The organism is Dinghuibacter sp., assembly GCF_035492835.1.
In the GTDB taxonomy this organism is placed as follows: domain Bacteria; phylum Bacteroidota; class Bacteroidia; order Chitinophagales; family Chitinophagaceae; genus Dinghuibacter.
This window is the reverse complement of record NZ_DATJIY010000114.1, coordinates 1-15,457: the sequence shown is the minus strand read 5'-3', so window position 1 is coordinate 15,457 and position 15,457 is coordinate 1. Positions and strand designations below refer to the sequence as shown.

General features: G+C 58.6%; 15 protein-coding genes. 5 read left to right on the top strand and 10 right to left on the bottom strand.

Annotation, left to right across the window (positions count from 1 at the left end):
- Together VL547_RS10895 and VL547_RS10890 are read right to left on the bottom strand one after the other, a co-directional pair.
- The coding region (locus VL547_RS10895; protein WP_325577697.1) for a hypothetical protein at window positions 1-189 on the bottom strand (189 nt) is incomplete at its 3' end.
- Window positions 176-760 (bottom strand): zeta toxin family protein, encoded by a 585-nt coding sequence (locus VL547_RS10890; RefSeq protein ID WP_325577696.1) that lies wholly within the window; start codon window positions 758-760, stop codon window positions 176-178. The genes VL547_RS10895 and VL547_RS10890, both read right to left, overlap by 14 nt.
- A 60-nt stretch (window positions 761-820) precedes the next feature.
- Between VL547_RS10890 and VL547_RS10885 the strand changes: the two genes are divergently transcribed.
- On the top strand, window positions 821-1,699 hold the full coding sequence (locus VL547_RS10885; RefSeq protein WP_325577695.1) for a hypothetical protein: 879 nt from the start codon (window positions 821-823) through the stop codon (window positions 1,697-1,699).
- 19 nt (window positions 1,700-1,718) lie between these two features.
- Here the strand turns inward: VL547_RS10885 and VL547_RS10880 are convergent, their stop codons facing one another.
- The 3 genes from VL547_RS10880 to rpmI form a co-directional block, all read right to left on the bottom strand.
- Complete coding sequence (locus VL547_RS10880) at window positions 1,719-3,119, bottom strand: arginine decarboxylase (protein WP_325577694.1); 1,401 nt, start codon at window positions 3,117-3,119, stop codon at window positions 1,719-1,721.
- 168 nt (window positions 3,120-3,287) lie between these two features.
- Window positions 3,288-3,632, bottom strand: coding sequence for a 50S ribosomal protein L20 (gene rplT / locus VL547_RS10875; protein WP_325577693.1), 345 nt, complete (start codon window positions 3,630-3,632; stop codon window positions 3,288-3,290).
- 73 nt (window positions 3,633-3,705) lie between these two features.
- Complete coding sequence (rpmI, locus tag VL547_RS10870; protein ID WP_325577692.1) at window positions 3,706-3,903, bottom strand: 50S ribosomal protein L35; 198 nt, start codon at window positions 3,901-3,903, stop codon at window positions 3,706-3,708.
- Window positions 3,904-4,102: 199 nt separating this feature from the next.
- On the opposite strand from rpmI, the gene proB reads away from it, so the two are divergent.
- Window positions 4,103-5,179, top strand: a complete 1,077-nt coding sequence (proB, locus tag VL547_RS10865) for a glutamate 5-kinase (protein ID WP_325577691.1) — start codon at window positions 4,103-4,105, stop codon at window positions 5,177-5,179.
- A 7-nt stretch (window positions 5,180-5,186) separates the two neighbouring features.
- A complete protein-coding gene (locus VL547_RS10860) occupies window positions 5,187-6,497 on the top strand; it encodes a glutamate-5-semialdehyde dehydrogenase (RefSeq protein WP_325577690.1) in 1,311 nt (436 codons plus the stop codon).
- 3 nt (window positions 6,498-6,500) lie between these two features.
- Here VL547_RS10860 and VL547_RS10855 read toward each other — a convergent pair whose 3' ends face one another.
- The 4 genes from VL547_RS10855 to thrS all read right to left on the bottom strand — a co-directional run bounded on the left by VL547_RS10855 (window position 6,501) and on the right by thrS (window position 10,672).
- Window positions 6,501-7,100 (bottom strand): TetR/AcrR family transcriptional regulator, encoded by a 600-nt coding sequence (locus VL547_RS10855; protein WP_325577689.1) that lies wholly within the window; start codon window positions 7,098-7,100, stop codon window positions 6,501-6,503.
- Window positions 7,101-7,163: 63 nt separating this feature from the next.
- Window positions 7,164-7,922 (bottom strand): SDR family oxidoreductase, encoded by a 759-nt coding sequence (locus tag VL547_RS10850; RefSeq protein ID WP_325577688.1) that lies wholly within the window; start codon window positions 7,920-7,922, stop codon window positions 7,164-7,166.
- Between the two features lie 176 nt (window positions 7,923-8,098).
- Window positions 8,099-8,686, bottom strand: coding sequence for a translation initiation factor IF-3 (gene infC / locus VL547_RS10845; protein ID WP_325577687.1), 588 nt, complete (start codon window positions 8,684-8,686; stop codon window positions 8,099-8,101).
- Window positions 8,687-8,734: 48 nt separating this feature from the next.
- Window positions 8,735-10,672: a threonine--tRNA ligase gene (thrS, locus tag VL547_RS10840; RefSeq protein ID WP_325577686.1), complete on the bottom strand. Its 1,938-nt coding sequence runs from the start codon at window positions 10,670-10,672 to the stop codon at window positions 8,735-8,737.
- Between the two features lie 88 nt (window positions 10,673-10,760).
- Between thrS and VL547_RS10835 the strand changes: the two genes are divergently transcribed.
- The gene (locus tag VL547_RS10835) at window positions 10,761-11,978 is read left to right on the top strand and encodes a hypothetical protein (RefSeq protein WP_325577685.1); all 1,218 of its coding nucleotides are present in this window, start codon (window positions 10,761-10,763) and stop codon (window positions 11,976-11,978) included.
- 274 nt (window positions 11,979-12,252) lie between these two features.
- Here VL547_RS10835 and VL547_RS10830 read toward each other — a convergent pair whose 3' ends face one another.
- Window positions 12,253-13,848 carry a L,D-transpeptidase family protein gene (locus VL547_RS10830; RefSeq protein WP_325577684.1) on the bottom strand — a complete coding sequence of 532 codons (1,596 nt, stop codon included), beginning with the start codon at window positions 13,846-13,848 and terminating at the stop codon, window positions 12,253-12,255.
- Window positions 13,849-14,003: 155 nt separating this feature from the next.
- Here VL547_RS10830 and VL547_RS10825 point away from each other — a divergent pair.
- The coding region (locus VL547_RS10825) for a phospholipase D-like domain-containing protein (protein WP_325577683.1) at window positions 14,004-15,457 on the top strand (1,454 nt) is incomplete at its 3' end.

The following is a 15,457-nucleotide window of genomic DNA, read 5'->3' as shown; positions in this document are numbered from 1 at the left end:
TGCGGCTTCTTCGTTCAGCTCGCGCAGGACGTCCTTGGCGGGGACGGTTTTGAAGCCATCATCGTCTCCGACTACTAAGTTGCCTCCGAGCGCGGCTTCCCGCTCAATTAGCTTCCTGACGGCCTTGTGGATACCGACATTTATTTTTTCCGCAAGCTGAATAATATCGTCTCTTTTATTTGTCGTCATGTTTGCTTTGTAGCAATATTGTATTGTAAATATCGCGATTTACTATCATCCCGGCAACATCTTTGCCGCCAACGGCCACGATTTTAGAGTCCTTAGTCCGATTGTCAAAAATGGCCCAGTCGTCGCATGAACCCATATAAAGCCGGCATAAATTGGTAATTCCACGATAAAAACGGCGTCCCACAATGTCATCAGGTATGTGATGTCCCCCTTTCCGAACCCGATCCATGACCCGGCGTCTTGCAAACTCGGGAGAACTCAACCAAAAGTATAGCAAGGTTACCCAGTACCCTTTCTGCTGAGCCGTACGGATTAATTGTACATAACTGCGGGTCGCGAGCGTCGTTTCGAATGCAAAATCCGACCCGGCGGCGATGAGGCGGTCGATGCGTTCGAGCATCAGGCGGCCGGCTTTGAGCGCCATGGAGTCGGGGTCAAGCGGGGAGAGGCCGGCGGCTATGGCATCGGCGTTGACGAACTCGCGGCAATCGAGGATTTCGGGGAGGATGGTGAGGCTCGCCGTCGTTTTGCCGGCGCCGTTGGGGCCGGCGATGATGTAGCAGTGAGGCATTGTCATGTGAAGGTACTAATTGGGGGCGATTGGCTCGGGAATTGGTATATTTAGGATCGCATGGCAGCCATCACGAAAGACTATAGTACGATCAGCCCGTCGGCGAAGACGCTCTTATGGATGAAGGCGTTGACGGATATTCCGTTTGCGCGGGAGGCGGCGGGACTGGTGTTTGGGGACACGAATTTGCCGGGGGAGGAGGATGAGCGGGTAACCGTGAATTTCCTGAAGCGGCTGATGCACTTCGACGTGCGGTATTGGTCGATCGACGCGGCGCTGGAGATGATCGGGTTGTCAAACGTGCTGGAGATGTCGTCGGGGTTTTCATTCCGGGGGCTGGACCATGTACGGTATCTGGATAAGTTTTATATAGATACGGACCTGCCGGAGGTGATCGAGGCGAAGGGCGCCTTGCTGCAGCCGCTGATGCGGACGTTGCCGGAGGCGCCGGTGGGGCAGCTGCTCATGAAGCCGCTGAACGTGCTCGACGAGGAGGCTTTCCGGGCGCTCGTGCGGCGGTTTCCGCCGGGGCCGCTGGCGATCGTGAACGAGGGATTGCTGGTGTACCTGGACGAGCCGGAGAAAAAGCGGTTGTGCGCGATCGTAAGGGAGTTGTTACGCGAACGCGGCGGGTACTGGATTACGGCGGATATATACATCCGTAAATACGAAAACGAGGTTGCCGCGATGTCGGAAGTGACGCCGGAGATTTCCAAGTTCCTGTCGGATCACCGGGTCAACGAAAATAAATTCGAGAGCTTTGAGCAGGCGGAGGCCTTTTTCCGGAGCTGCGGGCTGAGATTGGCCTACAAGGCGGGGCCGGACGTGGACCGGTTGCGCAGCCGCACACTCCTGAAGCGCAAGGGCGCAGAAGTGCCGTCGGTGCCGCTGGTGCAGCGGTATCGCATCCGCGAGACGTGGATTTTGGAGCCGCGATAAAGGAGGCCCGGGCCGCGGCCTAGTAGTATCCGAGGATCTTCAACATGCTTTGAGCCGACTGCTCCTTGGCGTAGACCCAATCCACGAGTTTCCCGCTTTTGTCATAACCCACGATGATGTGCTTGGGCGACGGGATCAGGCAGTGCTTGATGCCGCCATAGCCGCTGATCTGGTCCTGGTAGGCGCCGGTGTGGAAAAAACCCACGTACAGGGGCTCCTTGTCACCGTTGACCTTCGGGAGGAACACCTCGTTGATGTGCTCCTCGGAGTCGTAGTAATCGTGGCTGTCGCAGGTGATGCCTCCCAGCACCACGCGTTGGTATTCGTTCTTCCACTTGTTGATGGGGAGCATCAGGAATTTTTCACCGATGCCCCAGGTATCGGGGAGGGTGGTGATGAAGCTGGAGTCGATCATGTACCAGATCTCGCGGTCGTTCTGGGTCTTTTCGCCGATGACGCTGTAGATGTGGGCCATGCTTTCGCCGACGGTAAAGCTGCCGAATTCGGTGAAAATGTTCGGTACGGGGACCTTCGCCCTTTTACACGCCTTTTTTATCGTGGAGACGATCTCGTTAATCATGAACTGGTAGTCGTATTCGAAGGCCAGGGAGTGCTTGATCGGGAAGCCGCCGCCAATGTTGATGGAGTCGAGCTCGGGGCAGATCTTTTTGAGCTGGCAGTAGAGGTTGGCGATCTTATTGAGCTCCGACCAGTAATAGATGTCGTCCTTGATCCCCTTGTTGAGGAAGATGTGGAGCATCTTCAGCTGGAACTTGTCCTCGTAGCCTTCGATCTTGTCCACGTAGAATTCGAGGATGTCGCGGGCCCGTATCCCCAGCCGCGAGGTATAAAACGGGAAGGACGGCTCTTCTTCCGCGGCCACACGGATGCCCAGCTTGAAGGGGGCCTTGACAGAGCGTTTGTACATTTCCAGCTCCTCTTTGTTGTCGAGGATGGGAATTACGTTCTTGAAACCGCTGTTGATCAGCTTGGCGATGCGCGAGGTATAGGCCCTTTGCTTAAAGCCGTTACAAATAATAAAGATGTCTTTGTTAATCTTGCGCCGTTCGTATAGCCGGTTGATGATCTCAATATCGTAGGCGTAGGAGGTCTCCAGGTGGATGTCGTGCTTGAGGGCTTCTTCCACGACAAACGAGAAGTGGGAGCTCTTCGTACAATAGCAGTAGTGGTACTTGCCCTCGTATTTGTGGCGCCTGAAGGCGTTCTCGAACCATTTCTTGGCTTTCCCGATCTGTTGCCCGATCTTGGGAAGGTAGGTCACCTTTAACGGTGTGCCGTATTTATCAATCAATGCTTTCAGATCGACGTCATTGTACTGGAGGTAGTCATCCGAAATCTTAAAGTCTTCCTGGGGGAAGTTGAACGTTTGATGCACCAGGTCGGTGTATGTGTTGTTCATTGACTGTTGCGCGCTTTTGGGGCTTGGGTTAGAAAAATTTGGAACAAAAGTAGAATTTTTCGGGGTTCCAGCGCGCGGTGCGTGTTTTTTTTCGCGGAGGAGACGTTCCCGGGGGCAAAAAAAACGGCCGCCCGCGAGGGCAGCCGCTATATCTTTTTCCCGGCACGTCTATTTTACGGAATCCACCAGGCTTTTGAAGGAGGCGGGCTCGTTCATGGCCAGGTCGGCAAGGACCTTACGGTCGAGGGTAATGCCCTTTTTGCTGAGCCTGTTGATGAACACGGAGTAGCTCATACCCTGCTCGCGGACGGCGGCGTTGATACGGGCGATCCAGAGGGCGCGGTACTCGCGCTTTTTCAGCTTACGGCCGACGTAGCGGTATTGCAGGCCCTTTTCCAGGACGTTTTTGGCTACGGTATAGACGTTTTTGCGCTTGCCGTAGAAGCCCTTGGCTTGCTTGAGAATCTTTTTCCTTCTGGCCCTGGATGCTACTGCATTGACGGAGCGTGGCATATCAAATAAGTTTTAAAAGTCGTTTTTTAATAAATTTCTATCGCAACGCTTATGGGGCGCTGACAAGGAGTGGCTACCGCAGGCGCAACAGGCGCTTTACGAACGGCAGGTTGGCCTTGTTTACGAGCGCGCCCTTACGCAGGGAACGCTTGCGCTTCTTGGACTTCTTCGTAAGCAGGTGGCTCTTGAAGGCCTTTGCGAAGGCTATCTCGCCGGAACCCGTGATCTTGAACGTCTTCTTTGCACGGGAGTGTGTCTTTACCTTGGGCATTGTACTAAAGCGTTTAACGGTGATTGGCTCGCCTTTCCTAAGGGCTTACCGGTGAGATGAATTGTTAACGTTTCGGGCATCAAACAATTGGAATCTCGTAGAAATTCGGTCGGCAAAGGTATGCAATGGGGGCGAAATTCCCAATTCTTTTTCAAGTTTTTGCGCCGGGGCGGGGGCGTTTTTTTAACTTGCGGGGCAAATGACCGAATATAAACGATTGGTGATCAAAATCGGGTCCAATGTGCTGACGGGGCCCGACGGGCTGCCGGATACCAGACGGATGGAACGGCTGGTGGACGATATTGCGGCGCTGAAAAAAGAGGGGCGGGAAGTCGTCGTGGTTTCGTCGGGAGCCGTTGCGTCGGGACGGGCGCTGGTCAGGGTCCCGGAGCGGGCGGACGAGGTGTCGGCCCGGCAGCTCCTGGCGGCGGTGGGGCAGGTCCAGCTGATCCGCCGGTACGCCGACCTTTTCCGGGAGCGGGAGCTGGTTTGTGCCCAGGTGCTGGTAACCAAGGAGGATTTCCGGGATAAAACGCACTATAAGAACATGTTGAGCTGCCTGTCCATCCTTTTGGCGGAGCAGATCATACCGGTCGTCAATGAGAACGACGTGATCTCGGTTTCAGAGCTGATGTTCACCGACAACGACGAGCTGGCGGGGTTGCTGGCGTCGATGATCGGGGCGGACGCGCTGGTGATCCTGACCAACGTGGATGGATTATACACCGGCGATCCGCGGGACCCGGCGTCGACGCTGATCGCGGAGGTCCCCCCTACCCAGGCGGACCTGTCCGGGTACATCAGCACCCAGAAGTCCAACTTCGGCCGGGGCGGGATGCTGACCAAGTCGTCCATGGCCCGGAAAACGGCCCGTCTCGGGATCAGCGTACACGTGGCCAATGGCAAAAAGGACGGCGCTTTGCCGGGGGTGCTGGCCGGGACCGTTCCGCACACCCACTTCCTGCCGCTCCGCCGGTCGTCGGGTCAGAAGCGCTGGATCGCTCACGCCGGACTGTCTGTCAAGGGCCAGGTCGAGATCAACGAAGGCGCCCGCGCGGCGCTCCTGGGGTCGAAGGCTTCCAGCCTGCTGCCGGTGGGGATCGTACGGATCCACGGGGAGTTCGGCCGCAACGATGTCATCGAGATCGTCGATGCGTCCGGCCGGGTCATAGGGATCGGTCTGGCGCGGTATGGGTCGGAGACGGCAAGGGGGGTGATGGGGAAGCGTGACCAGCAGGCGCTGGTGCATTACGACTATCTTTATATTCAGCAATAAGGTTTCGATGGAACAAGAGAGGGATTCAGCCGGGAGTGGCGAGGAGCGAGTGACTGGCGGCCGCGCCGAAGGCGCGGCGGCAGCGTTTGAGCGCGCGCGGAACGCGACCATGGAATTGCATGCCGTGGATGCGCAGGAGGTGGACGAGGTCCTGAAGGCCGCGGCCGCGGCGCTGGTCGCGGCGACCCCGGTGTTGCTGGAGGCCAATGGGCGGGATCTGGCGCGGATGGACAAGGAAGATCCTAAGTATGACCGGCTCCAACTAACGGAGGGGCGTATCCGCGGGATCGCAGCGGATATGGAAAAGGTGGCTACCCTACCCTCCCCGCTCGGGAGGCAGCTGGAGGAAAAGACGTTGAACAACGGGCTTACCATAAGCCGCGTGGCGGTGCCGCTGGGGGTGGTGGGGATGATCTATGAGGCGCGGCCGAACGTCACGGCGGATGCTTTTTCGCTTTGTTTCAAAACGGGGAACGTGGCGGTTCTAAAGGGCGGCAGCGACGCGGATGCATCGAACCGTGCGGTGGTCTCGGTTATCCACGGCGTGCTCGGGCGGTTCGGGATTTCTTCCGACGTGGTACAATTGTTACCGGCGGACCGCTCGTCGACGACGGCGCTGTTGCAGGCGGTGGGCTGGGTGGATGTGGTGATACCGCGCGGGAGCCAGCAATTGATCAATTATGTGCGCGACAATGCGCGGGTACCGGTTATAGAGACGGGGGCGGGCGTGGTGCACACTTACGTGGATTTGACCGCGGATGTCTCCAAGGCGGCGGCGGTCGTGCTAAACGCAAAGACGCGGCGGGTGAGCGTGTGCAACGCGCTCGATTGTCTGCTCGTGCATTCGGGTTTGCTGGGCGTGCTGCCGGAGCTGGTGGCGCCGCTGGACACGGCGGGCGTCGAGCTGCGGGTCGACCCGCGGGCGCTGGAGGCGCTGAGCGGGCGGTATCCGGAGCGGTTGCTGAAGCCGGCGGTGGACGCGGACTTCGGAACGGAGTTCCTGTCGATGACGATGGCGGTGAAGGTGGTGGACAGCCTCGGGGAGGCATTGAAGCACATCCGGAAGTATAGCTCGGGGCATAGCGAAGCGATCCTTACGGAGGATGCGGCCCACGCGGAGCGGTTTGTGCATGCGGTCGACGCGGCGGCGGTGTACGTGAATACGTCGACGGCATTCACCGATGGGGCGGAGTTCGGGCTGGGCGCCGAGATCGGGATCAGTACGCAGAAGCTGCACGCGCGCGGACCCATGGGGCTGGACGCGCTGACGAGCTATAAGTGGATCGTACGCGGCGACGGCCATACAAGGCCTGTTTAGGCTCTAATGACGCAGCGGGCGCGGCGCGATGGCGGCGAGGGTTACCGTTATAATATCTCCCAGCGTTTGCTCGTCGTCGCCGGACCGGGACGCTACACGGACGCCGGAAGAGCTGGTGCGTAAAAAACGGGCGATCGCCCGGGGGGGAAGCTCGTTATTGATTTGACCGGTGCGTTGTCCTCTTTCGACAGCTTTAAGAAATACCCTTTCCACCTCGACCTGGTTCTCCTTTACAATCGATGCGATTTCGGGGTCGTGCGTGGCCAGCTCCATGGCGCTGTTCACCATGAAACAACCCTTCAGCGCACAGGAATCCGGGTTACCCGGGAGGTTGGACCGGAGAATTTGCTGGAACGCTTTCCATACATCGGGGGCTGAATCCAATCGGCTTGATAAGGCGTCGAGACCCTCGCGCTCGTATTTCTTCAACGCCTCGATGAACAGGGTGCGCTTGTCGCCAAAGGTCTCATAAATGCTCGACCTGCTGAGGCCAAGCTCTTCAACGATGTCCTGCATCGAGCAGCCGTTATAGCCCTTGTCCCAAAAAAGGTCGATCGCCTTTTTCAGCACCTCGTCTGTATCGAATTCCTTTGACCGTGGCATAGCAAAATACCTTTACAGGTTTGTCCTGTAAAGGTATTCAATAAATAGACAACAGCTTACCGGCTACAGGACGGCATTTACGATGATCCCCCCGTCGATGACATAGTCGGAGCCTGTAATGAATGCCGCTTCGTCACTTGCCAGGAAGGTAACCAGCTTGGCCACCTCCGATGAGATGCCAAAGCGTTTGAGGGGAACCTGCTCTCGCATGGCGCCGGCGAATTGCTCGATGGCGGATGCGTCCAGGCCCGTCTTTCCCATTATCGGCGTATCGATGGGGCCGGGGCTCACCGAATTCACCCGGATCTTCCGGGGAGCGAGCTCGATGGAAGCGACTTTTGCCAGTGAGTTCAAAGCCGCCTTGCTTCCCCCGTAGACGGAAGAATTGGCCATGCCGCTGGTGGCGCTGATAGAGGACAACAGGATGACGGAAGCACCGTCCTCGAGCAGGGGCAGGAATTTACTCAGCGTAAAATAGGCGCCCTTGTAATTCACGTTCATTATCTGGTCGAACTGCTGCTCCGTTGCGTATTCGATGGGGAAGAACTGGCCGATGCCTGCATTGATGAACAGGACGTCCACCTTGTTGTATAACGCCTTGACTTTTTCCACCAGCGCGTCGATTTGCTGCAGGTCGGCGGTATCGGCGAGCACGCCCGTGGCGCCGTCGCCCAGCTCCCGGACGGCTTCGTCGATGGCGGCCTTCCTGCGCCCGGTGATGACGACCTTCGCTCCCTGTGCGAGGAACTCCCTGGCGGTCGCAAGACCGATGCCGCTGTTGCCCCCGGTTATAACAGCGACTTTGTCTTTCAATTTGGTCATGTTTTTCTTTTTGTTTTTGAAAAGGAAGTCGGGTGGCCACCCATACTGGAACGTTCGTTCCGCAAAGGTAAGCATTCGGGAACGATCATTCCAAATAAATTTGTTTCCAAATACGGAAAAACAAAAGCCCCGCGGCGGGGCCGGGGGCTTGGAGTGATATGGTTTTGCGGAGCGTATTACGCGCCCTCTTTCTTCTTTTTTGCGCTGGCGGGCTTGGGGGCGAACATGACGAGCATGCGCTTGCCCTCCATCTTGGGCATGCCCTCCAGGACGCCGTGCTCCGAGAGGCGTTCGGCGAACTTGAGCAGGATGAGCTCGCCCCGTTCCTTAAACATGATGGCGCGTCCCTTGAACTGGACGTACGACTTGACCTTGTTGCCTTCTTCGAGGAATTTCAAGGCGTGCTTGACCTTGAATTCAAAGTCGTGGTCGTCGGTATTGGGCGTGAAGCGGACTTCCTTTACCTCGGAGGCCTTGCTTTTGGCCTTCATTTCCTTTTCCTTCCGCTTCTTCTCGTAAAGGAACTTGTTATAGTCGATGATCTTGCAAACAGGGGGATCGGCTGTCGGAGAGATTTCCACCAGGTCGAGACCTTGCTCGAAAGCCATTCTCCTGGCCTGATCCGTAGGATAGATACCTACTTGTACATTGTCTCCCACAAGCCTGACTTGGGGGACCCTGATGCGGTCGTTGATGCGATGTTCCGGTTCCACTTGTCTCCTGACAAACGGACCATTGAATCTTCCTCTGTGCGGTAATGCCATTAAACGAAAAACAGTTTTTTAAAAATTCTAACTTTGCTCAAATCTACTTTAATTTTCCGAAACTCGGAGTCTTGCTTCTTCCACCACGGAATGAACGAAGGTATCCAGGGGCTGGCTGCCCAGGTCGCCCTTGCCCTGCCGGCGGATCGAAACGGCCCCGGCGGCTTCCTCTTTTTCCCCCAGGACAACCATGTAGGGTATCTTCAGGAGCTCTGTGTCACGGATCTTCTTCCCGATCTTTTCGCTCCGGTCGTCGACCTCGGCGCGGACGCCGGCTTCCAGGAAAGCGGCTTCCACTTTTCGGGCGTAATCCAGGAACTTATCGCTGATCGGCAGCACTTTAACCTGGATGGGGGCCAGCCAGACGGGGAACTTCCCGGCGTAGTGCTCCAGCAGGAAGCCGATAAACCGCTCGTGTGTCCCCAGGGGCGCCCGGTGGATGATGAGCGGGGTTTCGGTCCGGTTGTCGCGGGTCGTGTATTCCAGGCCAAAACGCGGTCCCTGGGCGAAATCGACCTGATTGGTGGCCAGGGTGAACTCCCGCCCGATCGTAGACCATATCTGGACGTCGATCTTGGGGCCATAAAAGGCGGCTTCGTCCGGGACTTCCACGAAGGGGGTGCCGCTATCCAGGAGGGCCTGCCGCACCATGGCTTCGGTTTCGAGCCATAGCTCGGGGGAATTGATGTATTTCTGGCCGAGCTTGGCGGGGTCGTGGAGCGACAGCCGCATCACATATTTGTCGATACCGAAGAGCTTGAAGTACTTCAGGTACATCTGGTTGACCGCCTTGAACTCGTCGGCGAACTGCTCCCGGGAGCAGTAGATGTGGGCGTCGTTCATGTGGAGACAGCGCACGCGCATCAGGCCGAACAGCTCCCCGCTTTGTTCATAGCGGTAGCAGGTGCCGTACTCCGCCAGCCGCAGCGGCAGGTCCTTATAGCTCTTGGGCTCCGCCGCGAATATCTTGTGGTGATGCGGGCAGTTCATCGACTTGAGATAATAGGTAACCCCATCCATCTCCATCGGGGGGAACATGCTGTCCTTGTAGTAAGGCAGGTGGCCGCTGGTCAGGTACAGGTTTTCCTTGGCGATGTGGGGGGTCACGACGCGTTTGTAGCCGCCTTTGAGCTCGGTTTCCTTCGCCAGCTTCTCCAGTTCCTCGATGATGACGGTGCCGTTGGGCATCCAGAGCACCAGGCCGGGGCCGATGTCGTCGTCGAAGGTGAATATGCTGAGCTCCTTGCCGAGCTTGCGGTGGTCGCGTTTCTTTTGCTCCTCCAGCAGGGCCAGGTATTCGTCGAGGTCCTTTTGCTGGGGGAAGGTGACGCCGTAGACGCGGGTCAGCTGTTTGTTCTTCTCGTTGCCCTTCCAATAGGCGCCGGCGATGCTGGTCAGCTTGATCGCCTTGATGGGCCCGGTGGCGGGGATGTGCGGCCCCCGGCAGAGGTCGGTAAAGGCGCCCTGGGAATAAAAGGTGATGGAGCCGTCGTTCAATCCCGCCAGGAGATCGAGCTTGTATTCGTCGCCCTTGTCGCTGAAATATTTGACGGCGTCGGCCTTGGTTATCTCCTCGCGTTTGTAGGCGTTGTTTTGCCTGGCAAGCTCCGCCATCTTGACCTCCAGCTTGTGGAGGTCCTCTTCGGTAAGCTTACGGTCGCCCAGGTCCATGTCGTAATAGAAACCGTTGTCCACGGGTGGACCCACCCAGAACTTGGCGCCCGGGTAAAGGGACTCCACGGCTTCCGCCAGGAGGTGGGCCGAACTGTGCCAGAAGGTGGACTTGCCGTCCTGGTCGTCCCAGGTGAGCAGCTTGATCGTGGCGTCCTCGGGGATGGGGCGGGTGGCGTCCCATACCTGTCCATTGACGTTCGCGGCCAACACCTTTTTGGCGAGTCCTTCCGAGATCGATTTGGCTATTTCCAGTGCCGTTACTCCGTTTTCATACGGACGGACTTTGCCGTCCGGAAATGTTATTTGAATCATACGAGTCTGCAAAATTAACGAATTATAATGAGCGAAGTTGGCGCCAAAGCGGTAATTTTCGTTGGGGCGCGCTTTGGCGTCAATGCATATGAGGTTCGTTTTTTGTTCCCTTGCTTTGTTATGGATGTGCGCCGCCAGGGCGCAGCGTTTCGAGGGTCAGTGGAAAGGGACGTTCAGCGCCTTTCATTCTCCGGAGACCAGCGAATATGTGCTGGAGATCGAGGAGACCTCACCCGGCGTCATTTCCGGATATTCCTATACCTACTTTTACGAGCGCGATCAACGCTGGTTTACGATCTGCACGATCACCGGGTCCATCGACCGTTCTACGAAAACCGTTACGGTCACGGAGACGGCCCGGATCAAGGGGCATACGCCACCCGACGAAAGCGACTGTCTCCAGACGCACGTGCTCCAGTATTTCAAAGGACCCGACGGCGAAAGCCTGGAGGGGAAGTGGAAACCGGCGCCGGGATACGACATCCGCGGGTGCGGGTTTGGGAGTACGGTGCTGGTCCGGCGGGTGCTGGCTTCGCTGAAAACGCCGAAGGCGCCGGATACCCGGGAGCCGGGGAGGCACCTGCCGGAGGGAGGGGCGCCGGATACGGCGACGGCGACGCCGCCGGGAGCGAAACCGCCGGGCGCGGCCGCGAAGAAGCCCGCGGCAACGAAGCCCCCGGTGACCGCGGCGCACCCGAAGCCGGGGAATACGCCCCCGGGAGTGCCGGCCGGGAAGAAGCCCGCGACGGCCGGCCCGGCCGCGAAGCCTCCGGCAAAACCGCATCCTTCGGCGAAGCCGCCCGTCGCTACACCGCCCGTCGTCAAGGCGCCCGCGGCGAAGCCCCACACCTTGAAGGCCGACACGACCGCCCTGAAAATCCAGCCCGGCGGCGACCACCTCAGCGCGCCGCCTGCCGTGGCGGCGGTCCCCATCACCCCTCCCCCCCCCAACGTGCGCCGGCGGACGGAAAACATCATCCAGACGATCGACCTGACATCCCCGGAGATCAACATCGAGCTCTACGACGACGGGATCATCGACCACGATACGGTGACGGTATACTTCAACGGGAAGGCGGTAGTCAATAGGCAAATGCTAAAGAAACAGCCCATCAAGGTCACGCTCACCGCCCTGCCCGACCGGGACAACGACCTCATTCTGTACGCGGATAACCTGGGGGATATACCGCCGAATACGGCGCTCATGATCGTCCACGCCGGGGGCGAGCAGTATGACGTCAGGGTGGAGTCGGATTTCGATAAGAACGGGGCGATACGGTTCCGGTTGAAGGCTAAAGAAAAGTAACTCCTAATTACTCCTAAAATTTCCGAAAATTAGGAGAATCAAGAGCGGACCTGGATGACCTACCCTTTTCCGTCGATGCCGGGTTCAACCCCACTCGCGGGATAGACGATTTATCGAGCAAGATCATGCGGAACCTGCCGTTCGCGCGGCGCGGGTATATATGCCGGATGTCAGTCAGCTGACGATGATGGAGCAACGGTGTCTGAACCAGAAGCCGAACGACCTGATAAGCCCTTGAGCCGCCTGGGGGCTGGCTGGAGCGCTCAGGTCGGCGCTATTTGAAGAGCCGCGCTTTCATCTCCGCGTCATGGCCGTACACGTCTTTACGGTAATTGACCGTACCCGTGGCGTCGACCCAGGCCGTGAGGTAGACAATGTATACTGGAATCGGCTTGGGAAGGGTTACCCATAACTCGGTGGTGCGGTGCATGGCTTTTTTGATTTTGTCCGGGGTCCAGCCGGGGACGCCGTCGAGCAGGAAGTCAGCCATTTTTTCGGCGTTGGCCAGGCGGATGCAGCCGTGGCTGAAGGCGCGGTCGCTTTCGCTAAAAAGGCTTTTGGCGGGCGTGTCGTGGAAATAGATGTTGTAATCGTTGGGAAAAAGAAATTTGACGAGGCCAAGGGAATTTTGGGGTCCGGGCTTTTGACGGATGTCGGGGAGACCGCCCGTATAACCCGTTATCTCCATGCGGTTGCGCCCCAGGTAGCCGGGGCTGCGTTTCATGGCGGGGAGTATCTCCCGGCGCACGATGCTCGGCGGGACGTTCCAATAGGGGCTGAAGACGACATACTTCAATTGGTCATTGAAGATCACAGTGCGGTGGGCGGCCTGGCCGACGACGATGGGCATGTTGAGGGTGTCCGCGCCGCGGTAGACATGTATCCTGAATTCCGGGATGTTGGCGACGATCTTGTCCTGGCCGGGCATCGGGGGGAGCCAGCGCATGCGCTCGAGGTTGATCAGGACCTGGGCGATCCGGTTTTCGATGGGGACGTTTAGCTCCATGAGCAACGCATGGTCGATGACGCCGTTCTGTTTCAAGCCATAAGAAAGTTGTGCTCGCCGGACGGCGGAATCCAGGGCCGCGTCGAACCGGGCGGAGGAGTCCGGCAGGAAAAGGCGGCGTCTGATCGGGGCGAGTATCGCCGCGGTATCCCCTCGCTTGAACTTCCGTTTGGCATCGAGCTGTATTGCGGGCCAGCCGCCATTTGCGGCCTCGCTATCGAGGTGCGCCAGGGCTGCGTATAATTTGCGGTAACCGGGGATCATGGGCTCCCAGGCGGGCATGCGGGCGTCGCGGCTCGTAGTACTGGCGCTGTTGCCCGGTGAGCCGGTGCCGCTGTCCGCCAGCAGCGAGTCCAGCAGCGCCAAGGGGTCGAGCTTTTTCGGCGGGATATACCACATCAGGTCCTTTGGGTTCAGGCGGCCGGCGTAGGCGACCTGCGCATACAGCAGGAACTGGCGGGTGAGCATCAGCTCCGTTTTGGCGCGGGAGGCCGGCAACGTGTCGTCGAGCCGGTGGGCCAGCGTGGTGTCAAAAAGGGCGCTGTCCCGGGTGAGGTGGACAAAGCCTTTTAACATTCCCAGAAACGATATGCCGGACTCGTCGAGTCCCTTTTGGGTGAACCAGGCGTATTGGTAGTTGCGGGCGTTGTAGAAGCTTCGCATGGCGGCGGCGGTGGCGGTGTCGAGGCTGCCGGTGGCGATGTATTGCTCCATGGCCGTGCTGTCCAGGAAAAGGTCGGAGACGGCTTTTTCGCGGGTGATGCTCTGGTCGCGGGGGACGGTGGCTGGCGCGCTGGCGCTACCGGTATCACAGGCGGGTGCACAGGCGCACAGGAGCAGGCAAAGGAAGGCGGCGTTTTTCATGTACCCCAAGATACGCAAAAGCGCGTCGCGCGTCGACGCAGGCGCCGCATGGCGCGGAGGTGACGCGGGGGGTGCGACGCGCGGTGCGGGGGCGATGCGCGGTGCGGGCGGATTTGGGTGAACGCGGCGTTTGCGGTATTTTCACTGCAAAAACCATGGCCAGTCATTGGCTTTTGGAACACTGGAGCCTGCTCGAGGCGCTCTTCCTGGTCCTGCTGTATATCCTTTCCGTGTTCGCGGGCATCAAGGTGATCACGCAGACCACACAACCCGCCAAGGCGCTGGGTTACCTGATGTTGTTGTTCTTTCTACCGGGCATAGGACTGGTCATCTATTCGATCATCGGCGAAAACCGGCGTGTCAATAAGATCTACGACCGGAAGCTGTGGCGGGATATACGCCGGTACGAGCAGGTGCGGGAGCGTATACGGCAGCGTTCGCTGCACAACCTCTCGGAGCATGAGGCGGTACTGGAGCCCTTCGCGGATGTGATTCACCTGCTGTTGAAGGACACCCTGTCGCCGCTCACGCTACACAACGAGGTGACCCTGCTCCACAACGGGGAAGAGAAATTCCCGGCCGTGATCAAAGCGCTCCGCGCCGCCAAGCACCACATCCACATGGAGTACTACATTTTCGAGAACGGCGTCATCGGGGACGAGATCAAAGCGATCCTGATGGAGAAGGCGCGCTCGGGCGTGGAGGTGCGGTTTGTCTATGACGACTTCGGGAGCAAGGATATCAAACGGGCGTGGTTGCGGGAATTGCGTTCTGCGGGCGTGCAGGCGTTTCCGTTTTATCGCGTGCGGTTCTTTGCCAACCGGCTCAATTACCGGAACCACCGGAAGATCATCGTCGTGGATGGGCGCGTCGGCTTTGTGGGGGGGATCAATATTTCGGATCGGTACGCCAATGACGTGGCGACAAGGCGGCGGTGGCGCGGCGGGGGTATCGGCAGCGGCGCCCTCGGGAGCGTGGCGAACGAGGGCAGCGGCAGCGGTCCTGCTCTTGGCGCCGGCAGCGGCTCCGGCGGCAGCGCGCGTCAAAAGGTCTATTGGCGCGATACGCACCTGATGGTACGGGGGAGCTCGGTCTATTCCCTGCAATATCTTTTCTTATCCGACTGGTCGTTTGCGAGCGGCCAGGACATCGCCTTTGACGAGGCGTTTTTCCCGCGGCAGCACGTGCAGGCTCAGACGATGGTCCAGATGGCGTCGAGCGGTCCGGACTCGATCAACCCGACGATCATGATGGCGACGAACGCGATCATCCACGACGCGCGCTCCTACGTGTATATCACTACCCCCTACTTCATCCCCAACGAATCCGTCTTTGACGCCATCCGTACGGCGGCGCTGGGCGGCCAGGACGTCCGGATGCTGGTGCCGCTTCACTCGGATTCGTGGCTGGTGAATAAAGCCGCCTCCGCGTATTACGAGGATTTGCTCAATTGTGGCGTCAGGATATACCGATATAACCGGGGGTTTGTCCACGCCAAAACGATCGTGGTGGACGACGCGCTGGCGATGGTGGGCTCCGCCAACATGGACAACCGCAGCTTCGAGTTAAATTTCGAGACAAACGCCATCGTCTACGACCGCGCGGTAGC

What these genes read in the sequence shown, in the direction of transcription:
- rplT (WP_325577693.1), bottom strand. Translation starts at nt 3,632, where the DNA reads ATGCCACGCTCCGTCAATGCAGTAGCATCCAGGGCCAGAAGGAAAAAG.
- infC (WP_325577687.1), bottom strand. Translation starts at nt 8,686, where the DNA reads ATGGCATTACCGCACAGAGGAAGATTCAATGGTCCGTTTGTCAGGAGA.
- VL547_RS10855 (WP_325577689.1), bottom strand. Translation starts at nt 7,100, where the DNA reads ATGCCACGGTCAAAGGAATTCGATACAGACGAGGTGCTGAAAAAGGCG.
- VL547_RS10860 (WP_325577690.1), top strand. Translation starts at nt 5,187, where the DNA reads ATGGAACAAGAGAGGGATTCAGCCGGGAGTGGCGAGGAGCGAGTGACT.
- VL547_RS10835 (WP_325577685.1), top strand. Translation starts at nt 10,761, where the DNA reads ATGAGGTTCGTTTTTTGTTCCCTTGCTTTGTTATGGATGTGCGCCGCC.
- rpmI (WP_325577692.1), bottom strand. Translation starts at nt 3,903, where the DNA reads ATGCCCAAGGTAAAGACACACTCCCGTGCAAAGAAGACGTTCAAGATC.
- VL547_RS10885 (WP_325577695.1), top strand. Translation starts at nt 821, where the DNA reads ATGGCAGCCATCACGAAAGACTATAGTACGATCAGCCCGTCGGCGAAG.
- VL547_RS10890 (WP_325577696.1), bottom strand. Translation starts at nt 760, where the DNA reads ATGCCTCACTGCTACATCATCGCCGGCCCCAACGGCGCCGGCAAAACG.
- VL547_RS10880 (WP_325577694.1), bottom strand. Translation starts at nt 3,119, where the DNA reads ATGAACAACACATACACCGACCTGGTGCATCAAACGTTCAACTTCCCC.
- VL547_RS10850 (WP_325577688.1), bottom strand. Translation starts at nt 7,922, where the DNA reads ATGACCAAATTGAAAGACAAAGTCGCTGTTATAACCGGGGGCAACAGC.
- proB (WP_325577691.1), top strand. Translation starts at nt 4,103, where the DNA reads ATGACCGAATATAAACGATTGGTGATCAAAATCGGGTCCAATGTGCTG.
- thrS (WP_325577686.1), bottom strand. Translation starts at nt 10,672, where the DNA reads ATGATTCAAATAACATTTCCGGACGGCAAAGTCCGTCCGTATGAAAAC.
- VL547_RS10830 (WP_325577684.1), bottom strand. Translation starts at nt 13,848, where the DNA reads ATGAAAAACGCCGCCTTCCTTTGCCTGCTCCTGTGCGCCTGTGCACCC.